Source organism: Serratia proteamaculans (assembly GCF_949794035.1).
GTDB classification, from domain to species: Bacteria; Pseudomonadota; Gammaproteobacteria; order Enterobacterales; family Enterobacteriaceae; genus Serratia; species Serratia proteamaculans.
In genome coordinates, this window is sequence record NZ_OX461105.1 from 1,743,756 (window position 1) to 1,769,535 (window position 25,780).

The 25,780-nt window shown below is 56.3% G+C and carries 23 protein-coding genes, 2 pseudogenes and 1 other annotated feature; of the genes and pseudogenes, 7 read left to right on the top strand and 18 right to left on the bottom strand.

Annotation, left to right across the window (positions count from 1 at the left end):
- Window positions 1-4: 4 nt before the first annotated feature.
- The 6 genes from hisH to hisL all read right to left on the bottom strand — a co-directional run bounded on the left by hisH (window position 5) and on the right by hisL (window position 5,175).
- On the bottom strand, window positions 5-595 hold the full coding sequence (gene hisH / locus QOT07_RS08170) for an imidazole glycerol phosphate synthase subunit HisH (protein ID WP_283602885.1): 591 nt from the start codon (window positions 593-595) through the stop codon (window positions 5-7).
- Window positions 595-1,662 (bottom strand): bifunctional histidinol-phosphatase/imidazoleglycerol-phosphate dehydratase HisB, encoded by a 1,068-nt coding sequence (gene hisB, locus QOT07_RS08175; RefSeq protein ID WP_283602886.1) that lies wholly within the window; start codon window positions 1,660-1,662, stop codon window positions 595-597. The genes hisH and hisB overlap by 1 nt, the downstream gene beginning before the upstream one ends.
- Window positions 1,659-2,747: a histidinol-phosphate transaminase gene (hisC, locus tag QOT07_RS08180; protein ID WP_283602887.1), complete on the bottom strand. Its 1,089-nt coding sequence runs from the start codon at window positions 2,745-2,747 to the stop codon at window positions 1,659-1,661. The genes hisB and hisC overlap by 4 nt, the downstream gene beginning before the upstream one ends.
- A complete protein-coding gene (gene hisD / locus QOT07_RS08185) occupies window positions 2,744-4,051 on the bottom strand; it encodes a histidinol dehydrogenase (RefSeq protein WP_112350258.1) in 1,308 nt (435 codons plus the stop codon). The genes hisC and hisD overlap by 4 nt, the downstream gene beginning before the upstream one ends.
- A gap of 4 nt (window positions 4,052-4,055) precedes the next feature.
- On the bottom strand, window positions 4,056-4,955 hold the full coding sequence (gene hisG / locus QOT07_RS08190) for an ATP phosphoribosyltransferase (RefSeq protein ID WP_085115991.1): 900 nt from the start codon (window positions 4,953-4,955) through the stop codon (window positions 4,056-4,058).
- Window positions 4,956-5,025: 70 nt separating this feature from the next.
- Window positions 5,026-5,152: a sequence feature (His leader region), on the bottom strand.
- Window positions 5,128-5,175 carry a his operon leader peptide gene (gene hisL / locus QOT07_RS08195; protein WP_101495319.1) on the bottom strand — a complete coding sequence of 16 codons (48 nt, stop codon included), beginning with the start codon at window positions 5,173-5,175 and terminating at the stop codon, window positions 5,128-5,130. It overlaps the preceding feature by 25 nt.
- A 229-nt stretch (window positions 5,176-5,404) precedes the next feature.
- Between hisL and QOT07_RS08200 the strand changes: the two genes are divergently transcribed.
- Entirely contained in the window at window positions 5,405-6,229 is an 825-nt protein-coding gene (locus QOT07_RS08200; protein ID WP_283602888.1) for an SDR family oxidoreductase, read from the top strand.
- A 56-nt stretch (window positions 6,230-6,285) separates the two neighbouring features.
- On the opposite strand, the gene QOT07_RS08205 is transcribed toward QOT07_RS08200, so the two are convergent.
- On the bottom strand, window positions 6,286-7,200 hold the full coding sequence (locus tag QOT07_RS08205; protein WP_283602889.1) for a LysR family transcriptional regulator: 915 nt from the start codon (window positions 7,198-7,200) through the stop codon (window positions 6,286-6,288).
- A gap of 248 nt (window positions 7,201-7,448) precedes the next feature.
- Here QOT07_RS08205 and speB point away from each other — a divergent pair, with 248 nt between their 5' ends.
- Window positions 7,449-8,381 carry an agmatinase gene (gene speB / locus QOT07_RS08210; RefSeq protein ID WP_283602890.1) on the top strand — a complete coding sequence of 311 codons (933 nt, stop codon included), beginning with the start codon at window positions 7,449-7,451 and terminating at the stop codon, window positions 8,379-8,381.
- 72 nt (window positions 8,382-8,453) lie between these two features.
- Window positions 8,454-9,836 carry a sodium:solute symporter family protein gene (locus tag QOT07_RS08215; protein WP_283602891.1) on the top strand — a complete coding sequence of 461 codons (1,383 nt, stop codon included), beginning with the start codon at window positions 8,454-8,456 and terminating at the stop codon, window positions 9,834-9,836.
- 39 nt (window positions 9,837-9,875) lie between these two features.
- On the opposite strand, the gene corA is transcribed toward QOT07_RS08215, so the two are convergent.
- Both corA and QOT07_RS08225 read right to left on the bottom strand, forming a co-directional pair.
- A complete protein-coding gene (gene corA / locus QOT07_RS08220) occupies window positions 9,876-10,856 on the bottom strand; it encodes a magnesium/cobalt transporter CorA (protein WP_207975663.1) in 981 nt (326 codons plus the stop codon).
- Window positions 10,857-10,867: 11 nt separating this feature from the next.
- Window positions 10,868-11,287, bottom strand: coding sequence for a GNAT family N-acetyltransferase (locus QOT07_RS08225; RefSeq protein ID WP_283602892.1), 420 nt, complete (start codon window positions 11,285-11,287; stop codon window positions 10,868-10,870).
- Window positions 11,288-11,418: 131 nt separating this feature from the next.
- On the opposite strand from QOT07_RS08225, the gene QOT07_RS08230 reads away from it, so the two are divergent.
- On the top strand, window positions 11,419-12,519 hold the full coding sequence (locus QOT07_RS08230; protein ID WP_283602893.1) for a PQQ-dependent sugar dehydrogenase: 1,101 nt from the start codon (window positions 11,419-11,421) through the stop codon (window positions 12,517-12,519).
- Between the two features lie 18 nt (window positions 12,520-12,537).
- Here the strand turns inward: QOT07_RS08230 and QOT07_RS08235 are convergent, their stop codons facing one another.
- Window positions 12,538-13,158: a glutathione S-transferase family protein gene (locus QOT07_RS08235; protein WP_099064163.1), complete on the bottom strand. Its 621-nt coding sequence runs from the start codon at window positions 13,156-13,158 to the stop codon at window positions 12,538-12,540.
- Window positions 13,159-13,261: 103 nt separating this feature from the next.
- Window positions 13,262-13,918, bottom strand: coding sequence for an HAD family hydrolase (locus QOT07_RS08240; RefSeq protein WP_085116000.1), 657 nt, complete (start codon window positions 13,916-13,918; stop codon window positions 13,262-13,264).
- A 293-nt stretch (window positions 13,919-14,211) separates the two neighbouring features.
- On the opposite strand from QOT07_RS08240, the gene QOT07_RS08245 reads away from it, so the two are divergent.
- Window positions 14,212-15,240, top strand: a complete 1,029-nt coding sequence (locus QOT07_RS08245; protein WP_261426978.1) for an isopenicillin N synthase family dioxygenase — start codon at window positions 14,212-14,214, stop codon at window positions 15,238-15,240.
- Window positions 15,241-15,429: 189 nt separating this feature from the next.
- On the opposite strand, the gene QOT07_RS08250 is transcribed toward QOT07_RS08245, so the two are convergent.
- A complete protein-coding gene (locus tag QOT07_RS08250) occupies window positions 15,430-16,575 on the bottom strand; it encodes a trans-sulfuration enzyme family protein (RefSeq protein WP_099064167.1) in 1,146 nt (381 codons plus the stop codon).
- A gap of 17 nt (window positions 16,576-16,592) precedes the next feature.
- On the bottom strand, window positions 16,593-17,960 hold the full coding sequence (locus QOT07_RS08255) for a pyridoxal-phosphate dependent enzyme (RefSeq protein WP_283602895.1): 1,368 nt from the start codon (window positions 17,958-17,960) through the stop codon (window positions 16,593-16,595).
- A 465-nt stretch (window positions 17,961-18,425) separates the two neighbouring features.
- On the opposite strand from QOT07_RS08255, the pseudogene QOT07_RS08260 reads away from it, so the two are divergent.
- Window positions 18,426-19,304 (top strand): annotated as a pseudogene (locus QOT07_RS08260) (serine hydrolase); the annotation flags it as partial.
- A 77-nt stretch (window positions 19,305-19,381) separates the two neighbouring features.
- Here QOT07_RS08260 and tnpA read toward each other — a convergent pair.
- The gene (gene tnpA / locus QOT07_RS08265; protein ID WP_283602402.1) at window positions 19,382-19,819 is read right to left on the bottom strand and encodes an IS200/IS605 family transposase; all 438 of its coding nucleotides are present in this window, start codon (window positions 19,817-19,819) and stop codon (window positions 19,382-19,384) included.
- Between the two features lie 115 nt (window positions 19,820-19,934).
- On the opposite strand from tnpA, the pseudogene QOT07_RS08270 reads away from it, so the two are divergent.
- Window positions 19,935-20,267, top strand: a pseudogene (locus QOT07_RS08270) (serine-type D-Ala-D-Ala carboxypeptidase); the annotation flags it as partial.
- 61 nt (window positions 20,268-20,328) lie between these two features.
- Here QOT07_RS08270 and QOT07_RS08275 read toward each other — a convergent pair.
- From QOT07_RS08275 to deoC, 4 genes are all read right to left on the bottom strand, one after another.
- Window positions 20,329-21,696, bottom strand: coding sequence for an L-serine ammonia-lyase (locus tag QOT07_RS08275; RefSeq protein ID WP_099064170.1), 1,368 nt, complete (start codon window positions 21,694-21,696; stop codon window positions 20,329-20,331).
- Between the two features lie 90 nt (window positions 21,697-21,786).
- A complete protein-coding gene (locus QOT07_RS08280; protein ID WP_099064171.1) occupies window positions 21,787-23,082 on the bottom strand; it encodes an HAAAP family serine/threonine permease in 1,296 nt (431 codons plus the stop codon).
- Between the two features lie 968 nt (window positions 23,083-24,050).
- Complete coding sequence (gene deoR / locus QOT07_RS08285) at window positions 24,051-24,815, bottom strand: DNA-binding transcriptional repressor DeoR (protein WP_099064172.1); 765 nt, start codon at window positions 24,813-24,815, stop codon at window positions 24,051-24,053.
- A 145-nt stretch (window positions 24,816-24,960) separates the two neighbouring features.
- Window positions 24,961-25,641 (bottom strand): deoxyribose-phosphate aldolase, encoded by a 681-nt coding sequence (gene deoC / locus QOT07_RS08290; protein ID WP_020826066.1) that lies wholly within the window; start codon window positions 25,639-25,641, stop codon window positions 24,961-24,963.
- Window positions 25,642-25,780 lie beyond the last annotated feature (139 nt).

The following is a 25,780-nucleotide window of genomic DNA, read 5'->3' on the forward strand; positions in this document are numbered from 1 at the left end:
CTGCCTACATCTCCAGAAAGTTTTTCAACAGTTGCGCACCGGCCGCGCCAGATCGCTCTGGATGAAACTGCACGCCGAAGAAATTGTCTTTTTGCACGGCGGCGGTGAAGGGCTCGCCGTAGTTCGCCTGGGCGATGGTGCTTGGGCATATCGGCATCGCATAGCTGTGAACGAAGTAGAAGTAGGCACCGTCCTCGATGCCGCGGAACAGGTGATGACCCGCCTGGGCAGATACCTGATTCCAGCCCATGTGCGGCAACGGCAGGCCGAAGTCGGTCATCTGGCTTACCGGGGTATCGATAATGCCCAGCGTATCGATACCGCCGTTCTCTTCACTGCTCTTGGCCAACAACTGCATACCGAGGCAAATCCCCAGCACCGGCTGGGTACAGGCCTTGATCAGCTCAATCAGCTCACGCTGTTGCAACTGGTCCATCGCCGCCTGCGCGGTGCCAACGCCCGGCAGGAACAGCTTGTCGGCGCGCAGGACGATCTCCGGGTCACGGCTTACCTCCGGCTGATAGCCCAGACGCTGCACCGCGTAGGTGACAGAGGCGAGGTTGGCGCAGCCGGTGTCCAGAATCACCACGTCCATCACAGCACTCCTTTCGAGCTCGGGAGGGTGTTGCCCTCAACGCGGATCGCCTGGCGCAGCGTGCGGCCAAACACTTTGAACAGGCTTTCGACACGGTGGTGGTCGTTTTTACCCTTGGTTTTCAGGTGCAGGGTGCAGCCCATGGTGTAGGACAGCGAACGGAAGAAGTGTTCGACCATTTCGGTGCTCAGATCGCCGACGCGCTGATAGTTGAATTCTGCTTTGTATTCCAGGTGCGGACGGCCGGAGATATCCAGCGCGCAGCGTGCCAGGCACTCGTCCATCGGCAGCACAAAGCCGAAGCGTGCGATGCCGCGTTTGTCGCCGAGCGCCTTGTTCAGCGCTTCGCCCAGTGCCAGGCCAGTGTCTTCCACCGTGTGGTGATCGTCGATATACAGATCGCCTTTCACGTTGATGTCCATGCGGAAGCCGCCGTGGGTGGCGATCTGATCCAGCATGTGATCGAAGAAGCCCACGCCGGTCTTGATCTTGCTGCCGCCTTCGCGATCCAGCCAGACGTTGACGTCGATCTGCGTTTCTTTGGTCACGCGGTTAACCTGGGCATGGCGATCGCGCTGGGTCAGTTGGCGCGTAATTTCTTTCCAGCCCAGGGTGTCGCGCTGATAGCGCAGCCCCTTAATGCCCATGTTATCCGCCAGTTGCACATCGGTTGGACGATCGCCGATCACGTAACTGTGAACGGTATCCATCACGCCGGGCTCCAGATAGCCTTTGACCAGCGCGGTCTTCGGCTTGCGGCAGTCGCAGTTGTCCGCCGGCAGGTGCGGGCAGATCAGGATATCTTCAAAGTGGATGCCCTGAGAACTGAGGATCTGGATCATCAGGTCGTGCGGCGGATCGAAGGTTTCCTGCGGGAAACTGGCGGTGCCGAGGCCATCCTGATTGGTGATCATCACCAGTTGATAACCCGCTTGCTGCAAACTCAGCAGGCAAGGGATCACGTCCGGCTCCAGCGCCAGCTTGTCCAGGCGATCGACCTGGAAGTCTTCCGGCGGTTCAGCAATCAGCGTGCCGTCACGGTCAATAAAGAGGAATTTCTGGCTCACATTGGCTCCTGGCGAGTCTCGGTTGCACCGGGCAGGGCAGACAGCGCGTCAACCACGCGCTGGCATTCGTCACGGGTGCCTATGGTGATGCGCAGGCAGCCGGACAACCCAGGTTGTTTATTTTGGTCTCTTAAGATAATGCCCTGATCCCATAAGGTTTTAAACACATTACTGGAAGCAGTGAATCGTGCCAGCAGGTAATTGCTGTCACTGGTGAAAACCTGTTCAACGCAGGCACAGTTTTGCACCGCCTGCTGCAACCAACTGCGGTTGGCGGCAATCTCGGTAACCCGTTGACGCATCACGCGGATCCCTTCGGTGCTGAGCGCCTGAGCGGCAATATCGGCGACCGGGGTGGACAGCGGATAAGGGGCGATCACCTTCAGCAGCAGGGCGATCAGTTCTTCGTTGCCGAGGGTAAAACCACAGCGCAACCCGGCCAGCGCAAAGGCTTTGGACAGGGTGCGCAGCACCGCCAGATGCGGGTAGTCGTTCAGCCAGCCGGCTACGCTTGCCTGCGGGCAGAATTCGATATAGGCCTCGTCAACCACGACGATCGCCTTGCCTTTGGCCATTTCCAGCACGGCGCGCAGATCGTTGGCATCGATCAGGTTACCGGTCGGGTTGTTTGGGCTGCAGACGTAAATCAGCTTCACGTTGTCCAGGCTGTCGGCGATGGCCGGTAAATCCAGCTGCCAGTCCTGTTTGGCCGCCACGGTACGACGCTCCACGCCAAAGGTTTCTGCGCTGACGGCATACATGCCGTAGGTCGGCGGGCAGAACAGGATGGCGTCTTTGCCCGGCTCACAGAATGCGCGGATCAGCAGTTCGATGCCTTCGTCCGCACCGCGGCTGACCAGCACCTGCTCCTTCTTAACCCCGGCGTAATCGGCGTAGCGTTCGATCACCAGCGCCGGCTGGCACTCCGGGTAACGGTTAAAGGTTTGAGCGGTCAGTTGGAACTCGGGGGCAATCGGGTATTCGTTGGCGTTTAGCCACACGTCGCCGTTGCCGCCCAGACGGCGTGCCGACTGATAAGGGGTCAGATCGCGAACGTTGGTGCGTGCCAGATTTTCAATGCTCATGCTTGCTCCTTCAGGGCGGCAACGCGCAGGGTCACGGCGTTTTTGTGGGCAATCAACTGCTCGGCGGCGGCCAGGGTTTCAATGGTGGCGGCCAGATTCATAAAGCCCTGCGGCGTCAGCTCTTGCACCGTCATGCGCTTTTGGAAATCCGCCAGGCCCAGGCTGGAACAGGTGGCGGTATAACCGTAGGTCGGCAACACGTGGTTGGTGCCGGACGCATAGTCACCGGCAGACTCCGGCGACCAGTCGCCAAGAAACACCGAACCGGCACTGGTGATGCTGTCGACCAGCTCACGGGCATTGCGGGTCTGAATGATCAGGTGCTCCGGGCCGTACTGGTTGCTGATGGCCACGCATTCGGTCAAGTCTTTGGCGACGATCAGTCGGCTGCTGGCCAGCGCCTGACGGGCGGTTTCGGCGCGTGGCAACTGTGCCAGTTGCTGCTCTACCGCTTCGGCTACCGCCTGTGCCATGGCGGCGTCCGGTGTCAACAGGATCACCTGCGAGTCCGGGCCGTGTTCCGCCTGCGACAGCAGATCCGAGGCGACGAATGCCGGCGTGGCACCGGCGTCGGCGATCACCAGCACTTCGGAAGGGCCGGCCGGCATGTCGATGGCCGCACCGTCCAGCCGTTGGCTGATTTGGCGTTTGGCTTCGGTGACAAAGGCATTGCCCGGCCCGAAGATTTTCGCCACGCGCGGTACAGAGTCGGTTCCGAACGCCATGGCGGCAATCGCCTGTGCACCGCCAACCTGAAACACCTCTTTCACACCGCACAGTTGCGCGGCATACAGAATTTCATCGGCAATCGGTGGCGGTGAGCACAGCACCACGCGACGGCAACCGGCGATGCGTGCCGGTGTCGCCAGCATCAGTACGGTAGAAAACAGCGGTGCGGAGCCACCGGGAATATACAGCCCCACCGAATCGATCGGGCGGGTTATCTGCTGGCAACGCACACCCGGCTGGGTTTCCACATCGACCGGCGGCAGCTGTTGCGCATTGTGGAAGGTTTCCACATTGGCAACGGCCACGGCCATGGCCTGCTTGATCTCATCACCCAGACGAGCGCTGGCGGCGGCTATCTGTTCGGCGGTGACGCGCAGCGCGCCAACCTCGGTTTTATCAAATTTGGCGCTGTAATCGCGCAGCGCCTGATCGCCATTGGCCTTCACGTTGTCGAGGATTTCGCTCACCGTGCGGGTGATGCTGTCCGAGGCGGAGATCGCCGGACGCATCAGCAGTGCTGTGCGCTGTTCGGCGCTGCAGTCTGCCCAGTTGACCAGAGTATTGAAGTTCGACATGGCCTTACTCCATCATCTTCTCAATTGGCAACACCAGAATCGAGCTGGCACCCAGCGCTTTCAGTTTTTCCATGGTTTCCCAGAACAGGGTTTCGCTACTGACCATGTGCATGGCTACGCGGTTCTGTGCGCCGGCCAGCGGCAGAATGGTAGGGCGTTCGGCACCCGGCAGCAGCGCGACGATTTCGTCCAGACGCTCGCTTGGCGCGTGCAGCATGATGTACTTGGATTCACGCGCCTGGATCACGCCCTGAATACGGGTCATCAGGCGGTCGATCAGTTGCTGTTTGGCTTCCGGCATTTCGCCGTCGCGTTGGATCAGGCAGGCTTTCGAGCGGTAAATCACTTCCACTTCACGCAGGCCGTTGGCTTCCAGCGTAGCGCCGGTGGAAACCAGGTCGCAGATGGCGTCGGCCAGACCGGCACGTGGTGCCACTTCAACCGAACCGTTCAGCAGGCAGGATTTGAAGCGCACGCCCTGTTTGTCGAGGTATTGCTTCAGCAGGTGTGGGTAAGAGGTGGCGATGCGGGCGTCTTGCAGGCTTTGCGGGCCGGTGTATTCGCTGTCGAGTGAAGTGGCCAGCGACAGGCGGCAGCCGCCGAAGTCCAGGCGGCGCAGGGTGAAGTAGCGCGGGTCTTCGCCCTGGGCGCGGCGGTTGAGCAGCTCTTCTTCCAGCACGTTCTCACCGATAATGCCCAGGTCGACCACGCCGTCCATCACCAGGCCCGGGATATCGTCATCGCGCACGCGCAGGATATCAATCGGCATATTCTCAGCGAAGGCGATCAGGCGTTGTTGCTGCAGGTTGATTTTGATACCGCAGCGTGCCAGCAGCTCCTGAGATTCATCACTCAGGCGGCCCGATTTCTGCATTGCTATCCGTAAACGTGTTTTATCCAACATGGTAACCTCTGTTTAATCCGTAATTTTATGAATTTATTATGAAAATTATTTTGTCTGTCTGTCCGGAGCCAAAAAAAAACCCTCGGAAGAAATCTTCCGAGGGCTCTCTCTTGCATTCTGCGCGCCACTGGAAGATTAACTAACCGTCTTCCAGCACACATCGCCTGAAAGACTAGTCAGGGTGATGGTGATGATGGTGGCTGAACTGAATGCGTGTCATGGTGTGTTCTCTGTATAAAGTCGCTACAAACTCAATTGCTAATTAACCTAAACTATCCGCCGTCTGTCGCGCAACTCTTTTTTGTCGTCATAAATTTAATTTATTGAAACAGGTTGAGTTATTAGCTGGACGCGACTTTACCTAAGCTTAAGGTCGGTGGATTGAATCACTACGCCGACTGGCGTAGCCTTAATGGGCAAAGCGCTGCAGTCTTCAAGAGAGGAAGATCATGAAAAAGGTAGCCATTATTGGCCTGGGTTGGTTGGGTATGCCGCTGGCTCTGTCGCTGATGAGCCGCGGATTTGACGTTGTTGGCAGTAAAACCACGCCGGATGGCGTCGAGGCCGCACGGATGAGCGGGATTGAATGCTATCAGTTGGAAATGACGCCGGAACTGATTTGCGAACCGGAGGATCTGGAAGCACTGTTGCGCGTTGATGCGCTGGTGGTGACGTTACCCGCTCGCCGTACCGTCGAAGGCAGTGAAAACTATTTTAATGCGGTGCGCATGCTGGTGGACAGTGCGATGGCCTTCGGCGTGCCGCGCATCCTGTTTACCAGTTCAACCTCGGTGTACGGTGAAACCATCGGCACGGTGCGCGAAGACTCGCCGCTGAAGCCGGTTTCGCCTTCGGGGCAGGTGCTGGCGGAGCTGGAGCGTTGGCTGCATGAGCTGCCGAACACCTCGGTGGATATTTTGCGTCTGGCAGGGCTGGTGGGAGCCGATCGTCATCCTGGCCGTTTCCTGGCCGGTAAAGTTGACGTTAAAGGCGGCTCGCAAGGGGTCAATCTGGTGCATCAGGACGACGTGATCGGTGCGATCCAACTGCTGCTGAAATTGCCGAAAGGCGGCCATGTTTATAATCTGTGTGCGCCAGCCCATCCGACCAAGCGCGAGTTCTACCCGGCGCTGGCCGAACAATTAAATCTGGCACCTCCGCAGTTCGCCGCCGAGGTGGAGCAGGGCGGGCGGCTGGTGGACGGCAGCCGTATCTGCAATGAACTGGGGTTTGAATATCAGTACCCGGATCCGGCGCGTATGCCGGTCAATTAAACGTTTGAACATGCCCTGCCAAGTGCGGGGCATTTTTTTATGCTGTTCGCACCTTGCTACACCAACGCCATAGCGGCTGAAGCCTCCCCGGCGTGCTGCAAATCCTCCAGCAATGCGCTTAGTGCCTCCTTTGGCAAGTCGGGCCGGGTCACCAGACTCAATGCCGCCTGATAAGACAGCGCCTGCCCACCTAACTGTTTCAATGCGCCTTGTTCTACCCAGCGCGCGGCGTAATGGGTGGGCAGATAACCGAGATACTCGCCGCTGAGCACCAGATGGGCGACCCCTTCCATATGATGGGCAACGGCACCGAGGTTTAGCGGTGCCAGCGGGCAAAGCTGCTGCGCCAGCAGGTAGCCGCGTTTGACCCAGCGCGCATTTTCAATCAGTTCACGTCCCGGCTGCTCCAGTGCGAACAACGGATGATCGCTGCTGCAATAGACCGCCTGCGTCTCTGCTATCCAGGGCTGATACTGCAGCTCGTCCAACTGCTGGCCAAAATAACCGATACCCACATCGAGTTGCTGATTCAGCAACCCCTGTTCCAGTTCGCCGGGGGCGCAAATTCGGCACTGCAACTGCACATCCTGATGCCGGCGTTGAAACTGTTTGATGGCACGACTGAAGGGATTACCCGGTAGCGACACCAGATTATCCACCAGGCCAATCTGCAGATCGCCGGTCAACAGACCGTTCAGCGACTGACTGACGCGGGTAAAGTCACGCGCGGCGTTAAACAGGGTGCGGCAGGCGATCAGCATGCGTTCGCCTTTCGGGGTCAGCATAAAACCGGAACGGCCGCGCTGACACAGGCGAAATCCCAGTCGGGTCTCCAGCGTGGCGAGATGGGTGCTGATGGTCGACTGATTCATCAACAGCGTTTCCTGAGCCGCGCTGACGCCCTGGGCTTCCGCAACGGCGACGAATACCCGCAGCAGTCGCAGATCAATATCGCTCAAATTGGTGAGCATTCTCTCCTCCACGGAAATCGCCAATTGTTAACCATTGCATAACATCACCGAGGGGGTTCGGTGGGCAGATAACTGTGTCTTTATGGCATGGGAGTTAAATAAAAGCCAATGGTTCAATGCGTTACTAATCATCGGTATTTTCAATACTTACATTCTAAAGATGGAATGGTAGCCCTGTCAGGTGTCGGGGTAGCCTGTAATTGTTATCCAAATGTTGAAACTCGCCGACGCTCGAACAAGGAAAGCCCATGTTGAATCAACCCCAAAGTGGCAACGATATGCCGCGTTTTGCCGGTATCCCTACCATGATGCGCCTGCCCGTCGCAGATGACGCACGGGGGCTGGATGCGGCCTTCGTTGGTATTCCCCTTGATATTGGTACTTCAAATCGCAGCGGTACGCGTTATGGACCGCGGCAAATCAGGCAAGAGTCGGTGATGATCCGCCCTTACAACATGGGCACCGCCGCCGCGCCTTTTGAACGGTTACAGGTGGCCGATTTGGGAGATGTAGCCATCAACCCCTACAGCCTGGAGGACAGCGTCCGCCGCATTGAGCTGGCCTATAACGACATTTTGGCCCACGGCTGCATTCCGCTAACGCTGGGGGGCGATCACACACTGACGTTACCTGTCCTGCGTGCGATGGCCAGCCGATATGGCCCGGTCGGCTTGATTCACGTGGATGCCCACTCTGACACCAACGAAGAGATGTTTGGTGAAAAGTTGGCGCACGGGACGACTTTTCGCCGCGCCTTTGAAGAGGGGCTATTGCAGCCACAGCGGGTGGTACAGATTGGTCTGCGCGGCAGCGGTTATGAGGCCGATGATTTCGGCTGGTCCAGCAAACAGGGATTCCGCGTGGTACCGGCGGAAGCCTGCTGGTATCGCTCGTTGGCACCGCTGATGGCAGAAGTGCGTGAACAGATGGGCAATGCGCCGGTTTACCTCAGTTTCGACATTGACGGTCTGGATCCGGCTTTTGCACCGGGCACCGGCACACCGGAGGTCGGTGGGCTGTCGGTTTGGCAGGGCCTGGAGATCGTCAGGGGCTGCCGGGGGCTGAATCTGGTCGGCAGCGACGTGGTGGAGGTTTCGCCGCCTTACGATCGTTCCGGCAATACCTCGCTACTGGCGGCTAACCTGCTGTTTGAAATGCTGTGCGTGCTGCCTGAGCGATAAGGCCTCGCCATACCCTGACCGGCGGAGCCGTTGCGCCAGATACCGAATAATAACAAGCATGCGGAGTGACTGATGAATCTCGACCTGCTGGTAGTGGTGTTTTACTTTTTGGTGATAGGGGCGGTGGGATGGCTTGGCGTTCGCCGGGCTACCACCAAGGAAGATTATCTGGTGGCCGGCCGCAATCTGGGGCCCTGTTTGTACCTGGGCACTTTGTCCGCTGTAGTGCTTGGCGGGGCGTCTACCATTGGCAGCGTTAAGCTGGGTTACACCTATGGGATCTCGGGCGTGTGGCTGTGCGGTGCGCTGGGTGCGGGGATTGTGGTGTTGAGCATGGTGTTGGCCAAACCGCTGCTCAAGCTAAAACTCTATACCGTCAGCCAGGTACTGGCGCGGCGCTATCATCCGGCCGCCAGAGTCACCAGCGGTGCCATCATGCTGGCTTACGATCTGATGGTGGCGGTCACCTCGATTATCGCCATCGGCAGCGTGATGCAGGTGATGTTTGACCTGTCGTTCACCGCTTCAATTCTGCTCGGCGGCGGTTTGGTGGTGCTTTATTCCACGCTGGGCGGCATGTGGTCACTGACGCTGACCGATATCATCCAGTTTATTATTATGACCGTCGGCATGATGCTGGTATTGATGCCGATGAGCATCGTCAAGGCCGGTGGCTGGGCGGCGTTCAGCAGCCAACTGCCGGACAGCTACTACCAGCTGTCGTCGATCGGGCTGGATACCATCCTGGTGTTTTTCCTGATCTACTTCTTCGGCATTCTGATCGGTCAGGATATCTGGCAGCGGGTATTTACCGCCCGCAGCAGCAATATTGCCCGTTACGCCGGGCTGGGGGCTGGGGTTTACTGCGTGCTGTATGGCGTGACCGGTGCTCTGATTGGCATGGCCGGAAAGTTGGTGCTGCCGCAACTGAGCAATACCGATGGCGCTTTTGCCGCCATTGCTCAGGCGGTGTTGCCGGCGGGCGTCAGCGGTTTGGTGGCGGCTGCCGCGTTGGCGGCGCTGATGTCGACGGCCAGCGCCTGTCTGTTAGCGTCCTCAACTATCGCGCTGGAGGACGTACTGCCGGCGATCCGCAAGCGGCCTTCCGGTGGCTTGGCGGCCGGGCGACTCACGACACTGATCATGGGCTGCATTATGCTGGGGCTGGCGTTTGTGGTGCGGGACGTGATGATGGCGCTGACGCTGGCTTATAACCTGCTGGTGGGGGGGATGCTGATCCCGCTGATCGGCGCTATTTTCTGGCAGCGCGCCACCAGCACCGGGGCTATTGCCAGCATGCTGACCGGCAGCCCGTGCGTGTTGGGGCTGATGTATTACCAGGGCATTGAGGCCAACAGCCCGATCTACGGTGGCCTGCTGGCGGGCGGCGCGGCCTTTCTGATTGGCAGTTTGCTGACCCGACCCAGTCTGCAGCAGCAGGTTCAGCCCGAGTAATGGGTAAAATGGGGCTGTGATGCGCAGCCCCATAACTGGCTACAGCCAGCCGGATCTCTTCAGTTTTTGGTACAGGAAGAAGCAGCCGACGGCGGTGACCCCGAGAATGGTGTGATAGGCCCAGGGGAATTTCAGCTCCGGCATATTGGCAAAGTTCATGCCGTACAGGCTGAATATCACGGTTGGGATCGCCAGGATCGCCCCCCAGCCCGCCAGCCGTTTTACCACTTCGTTCTGTTTTACCGTGACCAGTGCCAGATTGACGTGCATGGCGTTGGTCAGCATTTCTCGCATATCGTCGATGTTACTGACCACCTGGCGGGCATGGTCCTGCACGTCGCGTACATAGGCGCGCAGCTCTTTCGGGATCACTTCTTCATGCAGGCGAATCAGCTGATTGCAGATTTCGTCCATTGGCATCGCCGCATTGCGCAGCGCCAACAGGTGTCGCCGCAGGGTATAGACGTTCTCGATGGCGGTCTGATCAAACTCGGATTTGAACATGTTGGCTTCGATGGCTTCGATATCCGTCTCGAACTTTGCCACCACGGTGCGGTAGTTATCTACCACAAAGTCCATCACCGAATACAAGGCAAAACCCGGGCCACGGCACATTTGCTTGTGGTTTTCTTCAGCCTTGAGGCGGATCGGCGCATAGCTGGGTGAGTCACCGTGGCGTACCGTGACCAGAAAGTTTTTGCCGACAAAAAAGTGGGTTTCGCCGTACTCGACTTCGTCCTTTCCCCATTGCGCGGTTTTGACCACGATAAACAATGAATCGCCGTAGGCTTCGAGTTTTGGCCGCTGGTGGGCGCACAGGGCATCTTCAATCGCCAGATCGTGCAACCCAAATTCCTCTTGCACCTTGCGCATAAAGACGTCCTCCGGCTGCCACAGCCCGAGCCAGACGAAGGTGTCCGGTTGCTTGACTACCTCACTGATATCATCAATGGTCACTTCGCCCAGCCGTTGACCGGCCTTGTATGCCACGCAATTCACAACCATGGTTGCGGTTTCCATCAAGCCACCTGCTATTCAATAAGAGTTTTGGTGAGAAAGTAACATTCGTGTTCTATCGGGTAATTCTGCAGCGTCATCTGCAAGCGGTAACCGAGCTTCTCGTAAAACGGCCGGGCCTGAAAGCTGAAGGTTTCCAGGCGGGCATAACGACAACTCCGCGCTTTAGCCTCTTCTTCAGCCGCCAGCACCACCTTGCGACCTAACCCGCTACCGCGCTGAGAATCATCCACCCACAACCATTCAACACTCAACCAGTTTCCCCAGGTCTCGCCGGTCAGGCCTGCGACCACCCGACCTGCTTCGTCCTGGCTATAGACGGCAAGGGGTTTGCGTTGGGTAGGGTCGATGTATGGGCTGTTGTGGGCCCGTAACCCCAAACGGATGGTGTTGAGGGTTTCTTCGTCAAGGGTTTCGGTGACGGTGATGTTCATGTTTTCTCCTTGGTGAACCCTTAACTTAAGCACAGTCCGTTAAAAAGGCAACATATTGAAATTTAAAACAAACGTGGGGATTATCCTACTGGGCTACACTAAGTGGGTCAGTTTCTGTCCAGGAGGACGCTATGCCCCGATTGAGCATGATGGCCGCTTTACTGTTGTTCAGTGGTCTGTTGCACGCCGCGCCGGCGGTCACGCAATTACAGGATAAATTGGAACACCCATGGTCGCTGGCGTTTTTGCCTGGCGATCGGGGAATGTTAATCACCGAAAGACCGGGCCGTCTGCGGTTGTGGCAGCAAGAGAAAGGGCTGTCAGCGCCGATTAGCGGCGTGCCACAGGTGTATGCCCAGGGGCAGGGTGGCCTGCTGGAAGTGCTGTTGGCGCCGGATTTTGCCGACAGCAGGCGGGTTTACCTCAGCTTTGCCGAAGCGGGTGAGGATGGCAAGGCGGGGACCGCCGTGGGCTACGGCCAGCTAAGCGCCGACAGCCGGCGGCTGGAGAACTTCAGGGTGATTTTCCGTCAGCAGCCGAAGTTGTCGGTCGGTAATCACTTCGGTGGCAAGCTGGCGTTCGATCGTCAGGGATATCTGTTTATCGCACTGGGCGAAAATAACCAGCGGCCGACGGCGCAGGATCTGGACAAGCTGCAGGGCAAGATCCTGCGGTTAACCGCCGAGGGGGCCGTACCGCCGGATAATCCGTTTGTCGGTCAGGCCGGTAAGCGGCCAGAAATCTGGTCTTATGGCCAGCGCAATCCACAGGGATTGGCGCTGAACCCCTGGAGCGGTGCCATCTGGGAGCATGAGCATGGTCCGCGCGGCGGGGATGAGATCAATATTCCTCAGGCCGGGAAAAACTACGGTTGGCCGATCGCCACCTATGGCATTAATTATTCCGGGTTGGCGATCCCGGAGGCTAAAGGGCAGAAGGTGGCCGGCACCGAACCGCCGCTGCATCATTGGCCGGTGTCGCCCGGTATCAGCGGCATGGCGTTCTATGATTCGCAACGCTTCCCTGCCTGGCGGCATTCGCTGTTTATTGGCGCGTTGGCGCAAAAAGAGTTAATCCGTCTGACGCTGGACGGTAATAAAGTTGTGGGGGAGGAACGGCTGCTGGCCGATCAAGGCGAACGCATTCGCGAAGTGCGCACCGGACCGGATGGTTATCTTTATCTGCTGACGGATGAGAGTGACGGTAAGCTGCTGAAGGTTGGGGCGTCGTAAAAAACCGCCCCGTGAAAATCAGGTTAACTCACTCATCACACCCTGCTGATAAGCGGGGCGGGCGGTTAACTGCTGGTACCAGCGCTCCATGTTCGGGCGGGGTTGGCGCTTAATCGGCATTGAGAACCAGGCGTAAGCAAAGCTGCCGAGCGGGATGTCACCGATACCGAACGACTCGCCGGAAAGGTAAGGCTGGCGGCCCAGGGTTTCTTCCACAATGTCGAAGTGTTTTTCCAGCGTGGCGATCGCCGCTTCAATCTTGGCCATGTCGCGCAGTTCCGGCTTGGTACGCACCAGGCCCCAGAACACCACGCTAAAGTGGCTGACGATGGTAGCGGTGGTCCAGTCCATCCATTTCTCAGCGCTGGCGCGTGCCTGCAGATCCTGCGGGTAGAACGGTTCGCTGCCAAATTTCGCCGCCAGATAACGCACTATGGTGTTGGATTCCCACAGCACGAAGTCACCGTCCTGCAGTAACGGCACCAGACCGTTCGGGTTTAATGAGCGGTAGAGCTCGTCGTTCACCTTGCCGAATGCGCCACCGGCATTGATATGGCTGTAATTCAGCTCCAGCTCTGCGGCGCACCACAGCACTTTCCTGACATTGTTCGAATTTTCACGACCCCAAATGGTCAGCATAGAACGCCTCTTTATACGGGTGAATTAACCTAAGCTGTTATTCGTACGCCACAATTCAGCGGTTGTCACACCGGAAGGCATTTTTTGCCGACCGGATTGTCATTTAGCGCTCCCAGCGGCAAATCTCCCAACCCTTTTCCACTGCCAGCGCATTGAGCTCCGTGTCCGGGTTGATCACCGTGGCGCTGTCGACATATTCCAGCATCGCCTTGTCGTTGAGGGAATCGCTGTAGCCATGGCTGTGTTCAAAGCTCAGCTCCGGGTGTTCGGCCAGCCACTTTTTCAGGCGGATCACCTTGCCCTGTTGATAAGTCATGGTGCCGTAAGTGTTGCCGGTGAAGCGGCCGTCTTGCACTTCAACACCAATTGCCAGCGCGCCGTCGGCACCCAGTTGTGCGGCTATCGGCGCAACCAGATGTTCGCCCGTGGCGGAAATAACCAGAATGCAGTCGCCACGTTCACGGTGCCACAGCAGGCGTTCACGGGCGGCGGGGTAGACGCGCGGCAGAATATCGCGGCGGATATAACGCTGCACCCAACCGGCCACCGTCTGGGTGCTCAGACCGGCCAGCGGGGCCAGCGTGGCCTGCATGTAATCCTCCATCGACAGCTTGCCCTGATAATAGAGCTGCATCAGTTGCTGTTCCTGCTGTTCCAGTTCCGCCGGCGCAAACCCCTCGGTGACTAACCAGCGCATCCACAGGCTGGCGCTGTCATCATCAATCAGGGTTTCATCCAGGTCGAATAAGGCTAAATCCATCAGTATTTCTCCGGCAGGCAGGGAGTGAAATGGCGGTGTATACAGAATAGCGGATAGCGTAAGCCGCCAGCCAGTGGCGACGAACAAATTGCGCAGAGCATAAGAAACATTGATGACAGTTTTGCGACACTTTGTTGAAGCTTTGCATAACTTAGAACGCAACAATATTGGCTGGCATCGTTGGCGGGGTGGTAACTATAGGGACCATGTACTGGTCATCCAGGAGTTAAAGATGCTGATAATTCGCCTTTATAGCGGTCCGGTTTTTGTCGGGGATGAAGAGGAACAGGATAATGACACCACCACTGACGCTGAAGACGCTGCCGCTGCTGGATCTTTCGCAGCTTGACGGCGACGCGCGGCAGCGGCAGGCATTTCTTTATGAGCTGCGTGCAGCAGCGCGTGACGCAGGTTTTTTCTATCTGCGCGGACACGGCGTAGATAACCGGCTGAATGCTCAATTGCAGCAGTATGCCAGGCAATTTTTCGCCCTGCCGGAAGCCGACAAGCTGGCGGTGCAGATGGTACATTCGCCGCACTTTCGCGGTTATAACCGTGCTGCGGCCGAACTGACGCGCGGGCAGCCGGACTGGCGTGAGCAGTTTGATATCGGCGCGGAACGTCCTGCGCTGCAACTGGCTAATGAAACTCCGCGTTGGGCGCGTTTACAGGGGCCGAATCAATGGCCTGAGGCACTGCCCGAACTGAAGCCTCTGCTGTTGCAGTGGCAACAGGCGATGACCGCCATGTCGCTGCGTCTGTTGCGCGCTTTTGCCCTGGCGCTTTCTTTACCGGAGCAGGCATTTGATGCGCTCTACGGCGACAAACCCAATGAACATATCAAACTGATCCGTTATCCGGGGCGCGAGGCGACCGCCAGCGGGCAAGGGGTGGGTGCCCATAAAGACTCCGGGTTTCTCAGCTTTCTGTTGCAGGACCGGCAAAAGGGTCTGCAGGTTGAAATTGACGAAGGGCGATGGATTGACGCCGAACCGCTTGAGGACACCTTTGTGGTGAATATCGGCGAACTGCTGGAGTTGGCAACCAATGGCTATCTGCGTGCCACGGTGCATCGGGTAGAGACACCCCCTGCGGGCAGCGACCGCCTGTCGATTGCCTTCTTCCTTGGCGCTCGGTTGGATGCCGTGGTGCCACTTTATCAGCTTCCGGCATCTCTGATGGCTGAGGCGCACGGACCGGCCAGCGATCCGCATAATCCGCTGTTGCGTGACGTGGGTTTTAACTATCTGAAGGGGCGCATTCGCTCTCATCCCGACGTGGCGCAGCGCTACTATCAGGATGTTATCGATGCTGTAGTGTGAAAACTAAAAGGGCCAGAACTCAGATTCAAATGGGAAGGCCTGGCAAGATGTAGGCCTTTTGCAGTTGTCTTCCAGTTTGAGATACTCGGGCCTAGCGCACCGAGGGGCACTCCGGCAGCTAAAGCTGCTACGACCCCTTCGGCACGCTCTCCCTAATAACCAACTTTGTCAGTCGTCTGAGGGCTGCGATTATTCCGCCAGCGCTTGCTGCAGATCGGCGATCAGATCTTCTGCATCCTCAATGCCTACCGACAGGCGCAGCAACTGCGGCGTGATGCCGGTTTTCAGCCGCTGCTCCAGCGGGATTGACGCATGGGTCATGCTGAACGGCTGGCTGATCAGACTTTCCACCCCGCCCAGACTTTCTGCCAGGGTGAACAGCTGAGAACGCTTGATCACCCGACGGGCAAAGGCATCATCACCTTTCAGCCGCACTGAAATCATGCCGCCAAAGCTGCTCATCTGCTTTGCCGCCAACCCATGCTGCGGGTGGCTCGGCAGGCCCGGATAGTAGACGTCTTCTACCTGCGGTTGGCTTTCCAGCCACTGGGCAATACGCAAAGCACTGTTACTGTGACGCTCCATGCGCAGCGCCAGCGTGCGGATACCGCGCAGCGTCAGGAAGCTGCTGAACGGATCGAGAATGCCACCCACCGCGTTTTGTAAAAAGCCCAGCTGTTCGGCCAGCTCCGGGTTATTCCCTACAGCGGCCACGCCGGCCACCACGTCGGAATGTCCGTTGAGGTATTTGGTGGCCGAATGCACCACTACGTCAAAGCCGAGCTCCAGCGGACGTTGAATATAAGGCGAGGCGAAGGTGTTGTCCGCCACGCTGATCAAACCGTGTTTTTTGGCGATCGCGGCGATCGCACTCAGATCCGCCAGTTTCAACAGCGGGTTGGTCGGCGTTTCTACCCAGATCATTTTGGTATCCGGTTCGATCGCCTGCTCCAGCGCGGCAATGTCCGCCGGGGAAACATAGGTGACCCGCAGGCCGGCAGTGCGACTACGCACTTTTTCCAACAACCGATAGGTCCCGCCGTACAGATCGTCAACCGCCACCAGATGGCTGCCCTGGTCGAGCAGCTCCAGCACCGTTGAACAGGCCGCCAGGCCAGAGGCAAAGGCGTAACCGCGGCTGCCGCCCTCCAGTTCGGCGATGGCGCTCTCCAGCGCGGTGCGCGTCGGGTTGGCGCTGCGCGAATACTCATAGCCGGTATGTTCCCCCGGCGCCGGTTGGGCGTAGGTGGAGGTGGCGTAAATGGCCGGCATCACTGCGCCGGTAGCATCCGGCGTGTAGCCGGCATGGACGGTCAACGTATCAAACTTGGCCATACAATCTTCCTTATTTATTAGCGTAATTTCTGGCGCCAGGCGTTAAGCACGTCGGTGCGGGTAATCAGACCGAGGAAGCGCTCGCCGTCGAGCACCACCGCCACGTGGCCGTGATTGAAGGTGGCGAGCAAATCCTGATAGCTGGCTTCTTTTTGCAAGGTTTTGACCGAATGGGTCATGGCGCGGGAGGCCGGCAGGCTGAAGTGGCTGGCGTCCGCCTGTACGGCGTTCAGCAAATCCCATTCGTCGATCAGGCCGATCACCCGATCGCCCTCCAGCACCGGTAACTGTGAGATGTCATACAGCCGCATGCGGGCATGGACGATCGCCAGGGTATCTTCCGAAGCCACCGACACCGCAGCGCCTTCGTCATGACGGTAGGCGATCAGATCGCGCAGGTCACCGTGCTGCGGCTTGCTTAGCAAACCCTGTTCCAGCATCCAGTGATCGTTATACATTTTAGACAGGTATTTGTTGCCGCTGTCGCAGACGAAGGTGACCACGTGTTTCGGCTCGGTCTGCGCCTGGCAATAGCGCAGCGCGGCAGCCAGCAGGGTGCCGGTGGATGAACCGGCCAATACGCCTTCTTTACGCAACAGATCGCGCGCGGTGGTAAAGGCCTCGGCATCGCCGATGCGGTAGGCGTGACGTACCTGATTGAAGTCGCTCAGCGGCGGGACGAAATCTTCGCCAATACCTTCTACCAGCCAGCTGCCAGCCTCACCTATCTGGCCGTTATCGAGATAGTCCGCCAGGATCGAACCGGCAGGGTCAGCCAAAACAAACTCGGTCTGGGGCGACACCTCGGCGAAATAGCGGCTCAGACCGCCCAGCGTACCGCCAGAACCGACGCCGACCACGATGGCGTCGACCTGATGGTCCATCTGCTGCCACAGTTCCGGTGCTGTAGTGCGGGTATGGGCCGCCGGATTGGCCGGGTTATTAAACTGATCGATATAGAAAGCGCCGGCAGTCTCACTCGCCAGACGTTGGGCATAATCCTGATAGTAAGCCGGGTGGCCCTTGCCCACGTCGGAGCGGGTCAGTACCACTTCCACACCCAGTGCGCGCAGATGGAAAATCTTCTCGCGGCTCATCTTGTCCGGCACCACCAGCAACAGCTTATACCCCTTCAGGGCCGCCACCAGTGCCAGCCCGAGGCCGGTATTGCCGGCGGTGGCTTCAATGATGGTACCGCCGGGCTGCAGGCTGCCGTCACGTTCTGCCTGTTCGATCATCGAGAGCGCCACGCGGTCCTTGATTGAGCCGCCGGGGTTTTGATTCTCCAGTTTGACGAACAGCCGGCAGGGACCGGTATCGAACTGGGTCAGTTCCAGCATCGGGGTGTTGCCGATCAGATCGATGACGGAATGCGGTATAGCCATGGGGGATCTCCAGAATAATTCGGTTTAAAGCCGTTGTCTGGATGATAGCGCTGCCAATAAGCCTATTAAAAAGAACAAATAACCGTTAAATATGCCTTTTTGGAATATATTAATCTAATTTGGACGTATGGAAGCGCAGATGTGCAGCAGTTTGGATGTTTGGCCGTGTAGCCGTGGGTAGTATAAAAAAACCACGTACGGTTGGCTTTTCATCCAAATTGCGCGTAACAGCGTACAGTTATGTAAAAATGCTGAAAATTCACGCTAAACCCTGCAAAAATAAGATGAATCTAATAAACTCACAGCAAGGGCATTTTCGGTGCGCCGCTCACCCGTCATGGGGCCGCAGGGAGATTGCGGTTGGCAAACGCGTGCCGGGCCACTCTCGCTGGTTGGCTGAAAACGTGAATATGTTTGAAAGTTAACGCTATTTCAATGATTTGAATGGACACGTCTGGCGACGTCATGATGAAAAGAAACTTACCTACCACTCTGAAAAAATTAACTTTTAGCGTCAGCATACTGTTGCTGGCTGTCCCTGTTGTCCAGGCGGCCGAAGCGCCGGCGGCGCCACAGGTAGATGCCAAGGCCTATGTGCTGATGGATTACAACAGCGGCAAAATTCTGGCGGAGGGCAATGCCGATACCCGTCTCGATCCCGCCAGCCTGACCAAGATCATGTCCAGTTATGTGATCGGCCAGGCGATCAAGGCCGGCAAGATCAAGCCCGAAGATATGGTGACCGTCGGTAAGGACGCATGGGCTACCGGCAACCCGGCGCTGCGCGGTTCCTCGCTGATGTTTATCAAGCCGGGCGATCAGGTGCCGGTGATGGAACTGAACAAGGGCATCGTCATTCAGTCGGGTAACGATGCCAGCATCGCCTTGGCCGACTATGTCGCTGGCAGTCAGGATTCGTTTGTCGGCCTGATGAACAACTACGCCAAATCGCTGGGCTTGCAGAATACCCACTTCCTGACGGTGCACGGTCTGGATGCGGAAGGGCAGTACAGCACCGCACGCGATATGGCCTTGCTCAGCCAGGCGTTGATCCGCGATGTGCCGGATGAGTACGCGCTGCACAAAGAAAAAGAGTTCACCTTCAACAAGATCCGCCAGGTTAACCGCAACCGTCTGTTGTGGAGCACCAACCTGACCGTTGACGGCATCAAAACCGGTTACACCGGCGGTGCCGGCCATAACCTGGTGGCCTCCGCTACCGATGGCCCGATGCGTTTGATTTCGGTGGTGCTGGGCGCGCCGAGCGACCGTATCCGCTTTAGCGAAAGTGAAAAACTGCTGACCTGGGGTTTCCGCTTCTATGAAACCGCCACGCCAGTAAAAATCCGCCTTCGTAGAAGGCGGCATTGCTTGGGCGCCCCATAGGGGCGTACTAAGCTCGAACCCTAAGGGTCCTCACTTCACATTCCATGTAAACTCAGCTGGTTTTCTTCTTGCTCGTGTTTCTCTTGGTACTTTACGTACTTGCGGATCATCTCTGCGTTTACACCTACGGTGTCCACACAGTAGCCCTTCGCCCAAAAGTGATTTCCCCACAACTTGTGCTTCCTCAAGTAGGGGAATTTATTAAACAAACGGATAGCTGTTCGGCCTTTAAGGTGGCCCATCACTTCTGATACTGACAGTTTCGGCGGGATCTTTATCAGTAAATGAACATGATCTAACTGAACATTTAACTCCACTATTTCTACATGGAGTTGTTCACTTAATATTCTTATTTGCCTGTAAACCTCTTTCCCTACATTGTTTTTCAGTATTCGAAATCGGCACTTGGGCGTCCAAACTATATGGTATTGACAATGCCAGAGCACATGCGATGCTTTTTCGAACCTACTCATGGTTAAATCCTTATCAGTTATGGGGATAACGGATTCGGATTTTCCCATGAGTAGCATTACTGGCAGAGCCAAAAAGTCGATAACCACGTCCATAGGACGTGGTATTCAGTTAGAAATCAAAACGGACAAGCCGTTCGTGACCCAGAAAGTGTGGTTTGGCGATGTCGGGGAAGTGCCGTTGGGCGTAGCGAAAGACGCCGCTGTCACCATCCCGAAAGGGCAGATGAAAAACCTGAAGGCCAGTTACAAGCTGAACCAACCGACGCTGGAAGCGCCGTTGGCGAAAAATCAGGTAGTCGGCACCATTGATTTCCAGCTCGACGGTAAAACCATTGAGCAGTATCCGCTGGTGGCGATGCAGGAAGTGAAAGAAGGGAACTTCTTTAGCCGTATCTGGGACATGGTGATGATGAAGCTGACCCAGTGGTTCGGTAGCGTGTTCGGTTAAGAACAACAGCAATTAGCTTTAAGACGAGGGCGCAGTCCACAGGATTGCGCCCTCTTTTTGATCAGTTACAGGCCACCACCTTGATCGCCAGGCCGCCTTGCGAAGTCTCGCGGTACTTGGCGTTCATGTCCTTGCCCGTCTCATACATGGTTTCGATCACCTTATCCAGGCATACGCGCGGCTCACTGGTACGACGCAGCGCCATACGTGCGGCATTGACCGCTTTCACTGCGGAAATCGCGTTACGCTCGATACAGGGCACCTGAACCTGACCGGCCAGCGGATCGCAGGTCAGCCCCAGGTGGTGCTCCATGGCGATTTCCGCCGCAATGCAAACCTGTGCCGGGCTGCCGCCCATCAATTCTGCCAGCCCTGCCGCCGCCATTGAGCAGGCGACGCCCACTTCGCCCTGACAACCCACTTCGGCGCCGGAAATCGAAGCATTCATCTTATACAACGCACCGATCACGCCGGACGTCAGGAAATAACGGCTGTAGGAATTGGGGTTCACCGGACGAATAAACTGGTCGTAATAGGCCAGCACCGCCGGGATGATGCCACAGGCACCGTTGGTCGGAGCGGTCACCACGCGGCCACCGGCAGCGTTCTCTTCGTTAACGGCGAAGGCGAACATGTTGATCCAGTCGACGACGTTCATCGGATCGATATTGTTCTTGTCACCGGTCACCAGCAGACGGCGCAGGGCGGCGGCGCGGCGCTGAACCTTCATCGGGCCGGGCAACAGGCCTTCGGTGTTCATGCCGCGTTCGATACCAGCGCGCATTACCTGCCAGACATCGGCGAAGTGTGCGTCGATCTCGGCCTTGCTGTGCAGCGCCAATTCGTTTTGCATCACCAGGCCGGACAGCGACAAACCGGCATCTTTGCAGTGTTGCTGCAAGTCACGCGCAGAGTTGAACGGGAAGGGTACCTGAACCGGATTGGCAGCGGCCAGGCCGAAATTTTCTTCATCGACGATAAAACCGCCGCCGGTGGAGTAATAAGTTTTACTGTGCAGCTGCTGTTCACCGGCGAAAGCGCTGATGCGCATGCCGTTTTCATGCAGCGGCAGATTATCTTTGCTGAAGTTCATGCTGGTCTGCAGCGGGAAATCCACCTCGTGGTGGCCCTTGGCCAGCAGCAGGCGACCGCGTTGTTCAACGTCGCGGATAAAACCGGCGATGCCGTCGATATCTACATCGTGCGGCAGGTTACCCGCCAACCCCATGATAATCGCGATATCGGTGTGGTGACCTTTGCCGGTCAGCGACAGCGAACCGTAGACGTCCACCACCACGCGAGTGGTATCCATTAACTGCTGGTTGGCAATCAATTCATCGACAAACAGCTTGCCGGCTTTCATCGGGCCGACGGTGTGGGAACTGGATGGACCAATACCAATTTTGAAAATATCGAAAACGCTGACCATGGTCTCGCCTCCTTCTTCAGGTGTTAGGCGTTAATGCAGGAAAGGGAGGGCCGTGCGAGAAGCCGGCGCAGGTGCGCCGGCTGGGCGTCATTAGAAGCTGTAAAGGATTGCGGAGATGGCGATCAGGCCCATCACTACCACGAACACGTTGCTGATGTGGCCGCTGTATTTGCGCATTGCCGGTACTTTACGGATGGCGTACATCGGCATCAGGAACAGCAACATGGCGATGATTGGGCCACCCATATTCTCGATCATGCCGAGGATGCTTGGGTTCAGGGTCGCAACAATCCAGGTGGTCACCAGCATAAACAGGGCGGTGATACGGTTCAGTTTGTTGGTGCTGATGGTCTTGCCGCGGCTCTTCATCGACTTGGCGATCAGACCGTTAAAGCCTTCACGTGCCCCCAGGTAATGACCGAGGAACGATTTGGTGATGGCGATAAAGGCGATAACCGGCGCGATGTAGGCGATCATCGGGTTATTAAAGTGGTTGGCCAGGTAAGACAGAATGGAGATGTTCTGCGCCTTGGCTTCCGCCAGGTTTTCCGGTGACAGGCTCAGCACGCAGCTGAACACGAAGAACATCACGGTCAACACCATCATGATGTGCGCGAAACCCAGAATGCGTGAGCATTTCTTCTCGGCTTCTTCCTGACCGTATTCTTCACGCTTGGCCACCGCAAATGCGGAGATGATAGGTGAATGGTTGAAGGAGAACACCATCACCGGAATTGCCAGCCACAGGGTGACAACCAGACCGTGACCCATACCTGTGCCTGCACCGGACAGCGAAACGTTCTCGAAGATTGCGGTGGTCCAGTTCGGGATCAGGTACAGGGCCAGCAGCATCAGCACGGCGACAAACGGGAAGACCAGGATACTCATGGTTTTCACGATAGCCTGCTCACCGAAGCGCACGATGGTCATCAGGCCGACAATCAGGATCAGCGACAGAATGGCACGTGGTGGCGAAGTCATACCCAATTGGTGGGTAATAAAGCTGTCGACGGTATTGGTGATGGCGACGCTGTAAACCAACAGGATCGGATAGATAGCAAAGAAGTAGAGCAGGGTAATCAGCTTACCGGCGCTGATACCAAAGTGTTCTTCTACTACTTCCGTGATGTTTTCACCGGCATTTTTACCGGAGAGCACGAAGCGGCACAGGCCACGGTGAGCGAAGAAGGTCATCGGGAAAGCGATGATGGCCATGATGATCAGGGGAATCAAACCACCGATACCGGCGTTGATTGGCAGGAACAAAACGCCCGCGCCGATCGCGGTGCCGTACAGGCCCAACATCCACATGGTGTCGGTTTTACGCCAGGTACTGGTAGAGCCAGAAGCCGCAGAGGCAATAGTGCCGGTCTGTGTAGTGTCCATAAATATCTCCGAAGTGAACACGCTAATTTAAAATTAAAGGCAAAACTTAAGGTTAAGACCGAATGACGCAATATCAGATGACGGCATCGGTAAGAATCAGATGTAGCTTGCGGGGATAGTGGGTGCCCCCCTGGTTGTTTAATAATCTAATTACCGTTGGCAACGGTGCCGGATAATTAATCTAATGATATTTAGCCCGTCGAGGACATCGTATCGGTACTGCTGCCGGAAGGTCATTGCCTGCCGATTTTCGTTGGCGGCAAGATAACGATTTACAGTAGAAACAACCGTGATCATGCTCTCAAATGCGTAATGTGTGCGGCTAACTGCTTTTTTATTGGTTTTTCATGCATATGTTAAGCGCTTGTGTAAGATTTCATGCTGAAAACGCTCTCATCAATGTTTCAGCGTTTATCTGGCGTGAACAATCTGTAACCAGATAAAACGCTGCCGTTGTCAGCAAGTCGAGCAATATATTTTAAGCAGGGGTTTGAATCTAGCTAAAAACCCGGATTAAGCGGTTTTAGTGACGCAGATCACATTGTTAATTTAAGTGGAATTTTTTCAATTCTTTGTTTTTACTGTATTTATTTTAAATATCCAGCTAATAACGCGGGTAAACTACTTAACTGGTTAGCGGATAAAAATGCTTAACCATTCATCATATAAATAAGCCAAATTGGTTATATTTAAAGCGCATTGGTTGCGCAATTGTTGATATTTATCATGCAGACGGTAATGCGATTTATCATATAAAAGCGCTGTTATACCTGGCGAGAAAGTAATATTAAGCCGGATTTATCTGTACAGAGGGAATAAGCCTGAGAAACTGTTTCAATTTATTAACCTGATATCGCGTAGGGATAAGAAAACAATTGAATCAATTGCGCATTATTTGTCCGGTTTTTGTCGGGCAAGAAGGGGCTAATGAAGGGCACCGCCGGCCGGGGCCGACGGTAGGGTGCAGATTAAAAACGAATGGCGATCGCGTTTTCGCTGAAAAATTCCGCAAACTCCGGGTCGGGCTGGCGATCGGTGATCACCCGGTCGAATTGGGTCAGTGGTCCAATGCAGGCGGGTTTGGTTTTACCGAATTTACTGTGGTCAGCCACCAGAATTTTTTGTTGTGACATTGCTATCGCCCGGTGCTTCATCTCCAGCTCATCAAAGTTAAAGCAGGTGGCACCCTGTTGCAGGCTCAAACCGGCGGCGGAGATAAAGGCGATATTGGGACAGATATGATCCAGCTCGTTGTGGCGGCCGACGGCGGTGAAAATGTAGTTGTTTGGCTTGAATTCACCGCCGCACAGGATCACCTTGCAGTTCGGTTTGTCCTGTAACGCCAGAAAAGTATTCAGCGAGTGGCAGACCGCGGTGAACACCAGGTCGTCGGCAATGGCGTCGATGATAGCCGGGGTGGTAGTGCCGCAGTCGAAAAACACGGTGTCGTTTTCACTGATAAGCTGCGCGGCGAGCAAGCCGATGCGCCGTTTTTCTGTGACCTGTTTGGCTTTTTGATCGGAAACAAAATAGTGGGTGACGCCGTTACTGCGTGGATCGGCCACCACGTAACCGCCCAGCAGCACCACGGCAGCCGGTTCCGCACTGAGATCGCGGCGAATGGTCATTTCTGAAACGCCCAACAGGACGGCGGCTTCTTTTAAGTGGATCTTGTCAGAGCGCTTTAACGCCTGCACTAATCGATTGATACGTTCTTCGCGCCGCGTTTCCATCTGTCTGTCTTCCCACAGGGTTAAGAGAGTTTCTCCAGGGCTGAACACACAAATGCGGGGTAATAGGGACCCAGCCATCGGCTGGACTTATTACCCCGCATCAGATTATCACGGCGCGCGCCCGGTACTGAGACGCCTCAGGTTATCAGTAACTGCCGGCGGCAGCCTGATCACCGGAAACGATTGCTACGCCAGAGCTGGTGCCGATACGAGTCGCACCTGCTTTGATCATCTTCTCGGCGGTTGCGCGATCGCGCACGGCGCCGGATGCTTTAACACCCATCTCACTGCCCACTGTTGCGCGCATCAGTTTGACGTGCTCTTCACGAGCTCCGCCGGTGCTGAAGCCGGTTGAGGTTTTAACGAAGGCCACATCAAGTTCGCGACACATTTCACAAACCTGAACGATCTGCGCATCGCTGAGCAGGCAGGTTTCCAATATTACCTTCAACGGGATCGCCGCGCAAACCTCGCGCACGGCGGCGATATCGGCTTTGACTTCGTCCAGCAGGCCGCTTTTCAGCCAACCCACGTTGATCACCATGTCAATTTCTTGCGCGCCGGCGGCAATGGCAGCTTTAGCTTCGAAGGCTTTGGCTACGGTCAGACCGGCACCCAGTGGGAAACCAATCACTGAGCAGATTTTCACTTCGCTTTCCTGCAGCAGGTGCGCCGCCAGTGGCACATAGCCAGAGTTAACGCAGACGGCGTAGAAGTTGTGCTGCTGTGCTTCTTCACACAGTTTGGCGATTTGCTCTTCAGTGGCGTCCATCGCCAGCAGGGTGTGATCGACATAGCGGGCGTAATCAATGTTTTCGGTTGTCATCTCGATTCCTTAGTCAGGTTTTCAAAGCAGGATGTGAATAATGTTATAATAATAACATTCCATTGGCGGTAAACATAGTGAAGTTTTAAAAATTATACCCAGATCATCGTTTTTTGGCTGTTGTGTGTATAACATGGGG

Coding starts and splice junctions, on each gene's coding strand:
- QOT07_RS08275 (WP_099064170.1), bottom strand. CDS start 21,696: ATGGTCAGCGTTTTCGATATTTTCAAAATTGGTATTGGTCCATCCAGT.
- QOT07_RS08205 (WP_283602889.1), bottom strand. CDS start 7,200: ATGCTCACCAATTTGAGCGATATTGATCTGCGACTGCTGCGGGTATTC.
- QOT07_RS08245 (WP_261426978.1), top strand. CDS start 14,212: ATGACACCACCACTGACGCTGAAGACGCTGCCGCTGCTGGATCTTTCG.
- hisC (WP_283602887.1), bottom strand. CDS start 2,747: ATGAGCATTGAAAATCTGGCACGCACCAACGTTCGCGATCTGACCCCT.
- hisH (WP_283602885.1), bottom strand. CDS start 595: ATGGACGTGGTGATTCTGGACACCGGCTGCGCCAACCTCGCCTCTGTC.
- corA (WP_207975663.1), bottom strand. CDS start 10,856: ATGGAAACCGCAACCATGGTTGTGAATTGCGTGGCATACAAGGCCGGT.
- deoR (WP_099064172.1), bottom strand. CDS start 24,815: ATGGAAACGCGGCGCGAAGAACGTATCAATCGATTAGTGCAGGCGTTA.
- QOT07_RS08200 (WP_283602888.1), top strand. CDS start 5,405: ATGAAAAAGGTAGCCATTATTGGCCTGGGTTGGTTGGGTATGCCGCTG.
- QOT07_RS08250 (WP_099064167.1), bottom strand. CDS start 16,575: ATGGCCAAGTTTGATACGTTGACCGTCCATGCCGGCTACACGCCGGAT.
- hisD (WP_112350258.1), bottom strand. CDS start 4,051: ATGTCGAACTTCAATACTCTGGTCAACTGGGCAGACTGCAGCGCCGAA.
- QOT07_RS08235 (WP_099064163.1), bottom strand. CDS start 13,158: ATGCTGACCATTTGGGGTCGTGAAAATTCGAACAATGTCAGGAAAGTG.
- speB (WP_283602890.1), top strand. CDS start 7,449: ATGTTGAATCAACCCCAAAGTGGCAACGATATGCCGCGTTTTGCCGGT.
- QOT07_RS08240 (WP_085116000.1), bottom strand. CDS start 13,918: ATGGATTTAGCCTTATTCGACCTGGATGAAACCCTGATTGATGATGAC.
- QOT07_RS08280 (WP_099064171.1), bottom strand. CDS start 23,082: ATGGACACTACACAGACCGGCACTATTGCCTCTGCGGCTTCTGGCTCT.
- tnpA (WP_283602402.1), bottom strand. CDS start 19,819: ATGAGTAGGTTCGAAAAAGCATCGCATGTGCTCTGGCATTGTCAATAC.
- QOT07_RS08230 (WP_283602893.1), top strand. CDS start 11,419: ATGCCCCGATTGAGCATGATGGCCGCTTTACTGTTGTTCAGTGGTCTG.
- hisG (WP_085115991.1), bottom strand. CDS start 4,955: ATGTTGGATAAAACACGTTTACGGATAGCAATGCAGAAATCGGGCCGC.
- deoC (WP_020826066.1), bottom strand. CDS start 25,641: ATGACAACCGAAAACATTGATTACGCCCGCTATGTCGATCACACCCTG.
- QOT07_RS08255 (WP_283602895.1), bottom strand. CDS start 17,960: ATGGCTATACCGCATTCCGTCATCGATCTGATCGGCAACACCCCGATG.
- QOT07_RS08225 (WP_283602892.1), bottom strand. CDS start 11,287: ATGAACATCACCGTCACCGAAACCCTTGACGAAGAAACCCTCAACACC.
- QOT07_RS08215 (WP_283602891.1), top strand. CDS start 8,454: ATGAATCTCGACCTGCTGGTAGTGGTGTTTTACTTTTTGGTGATAGGG.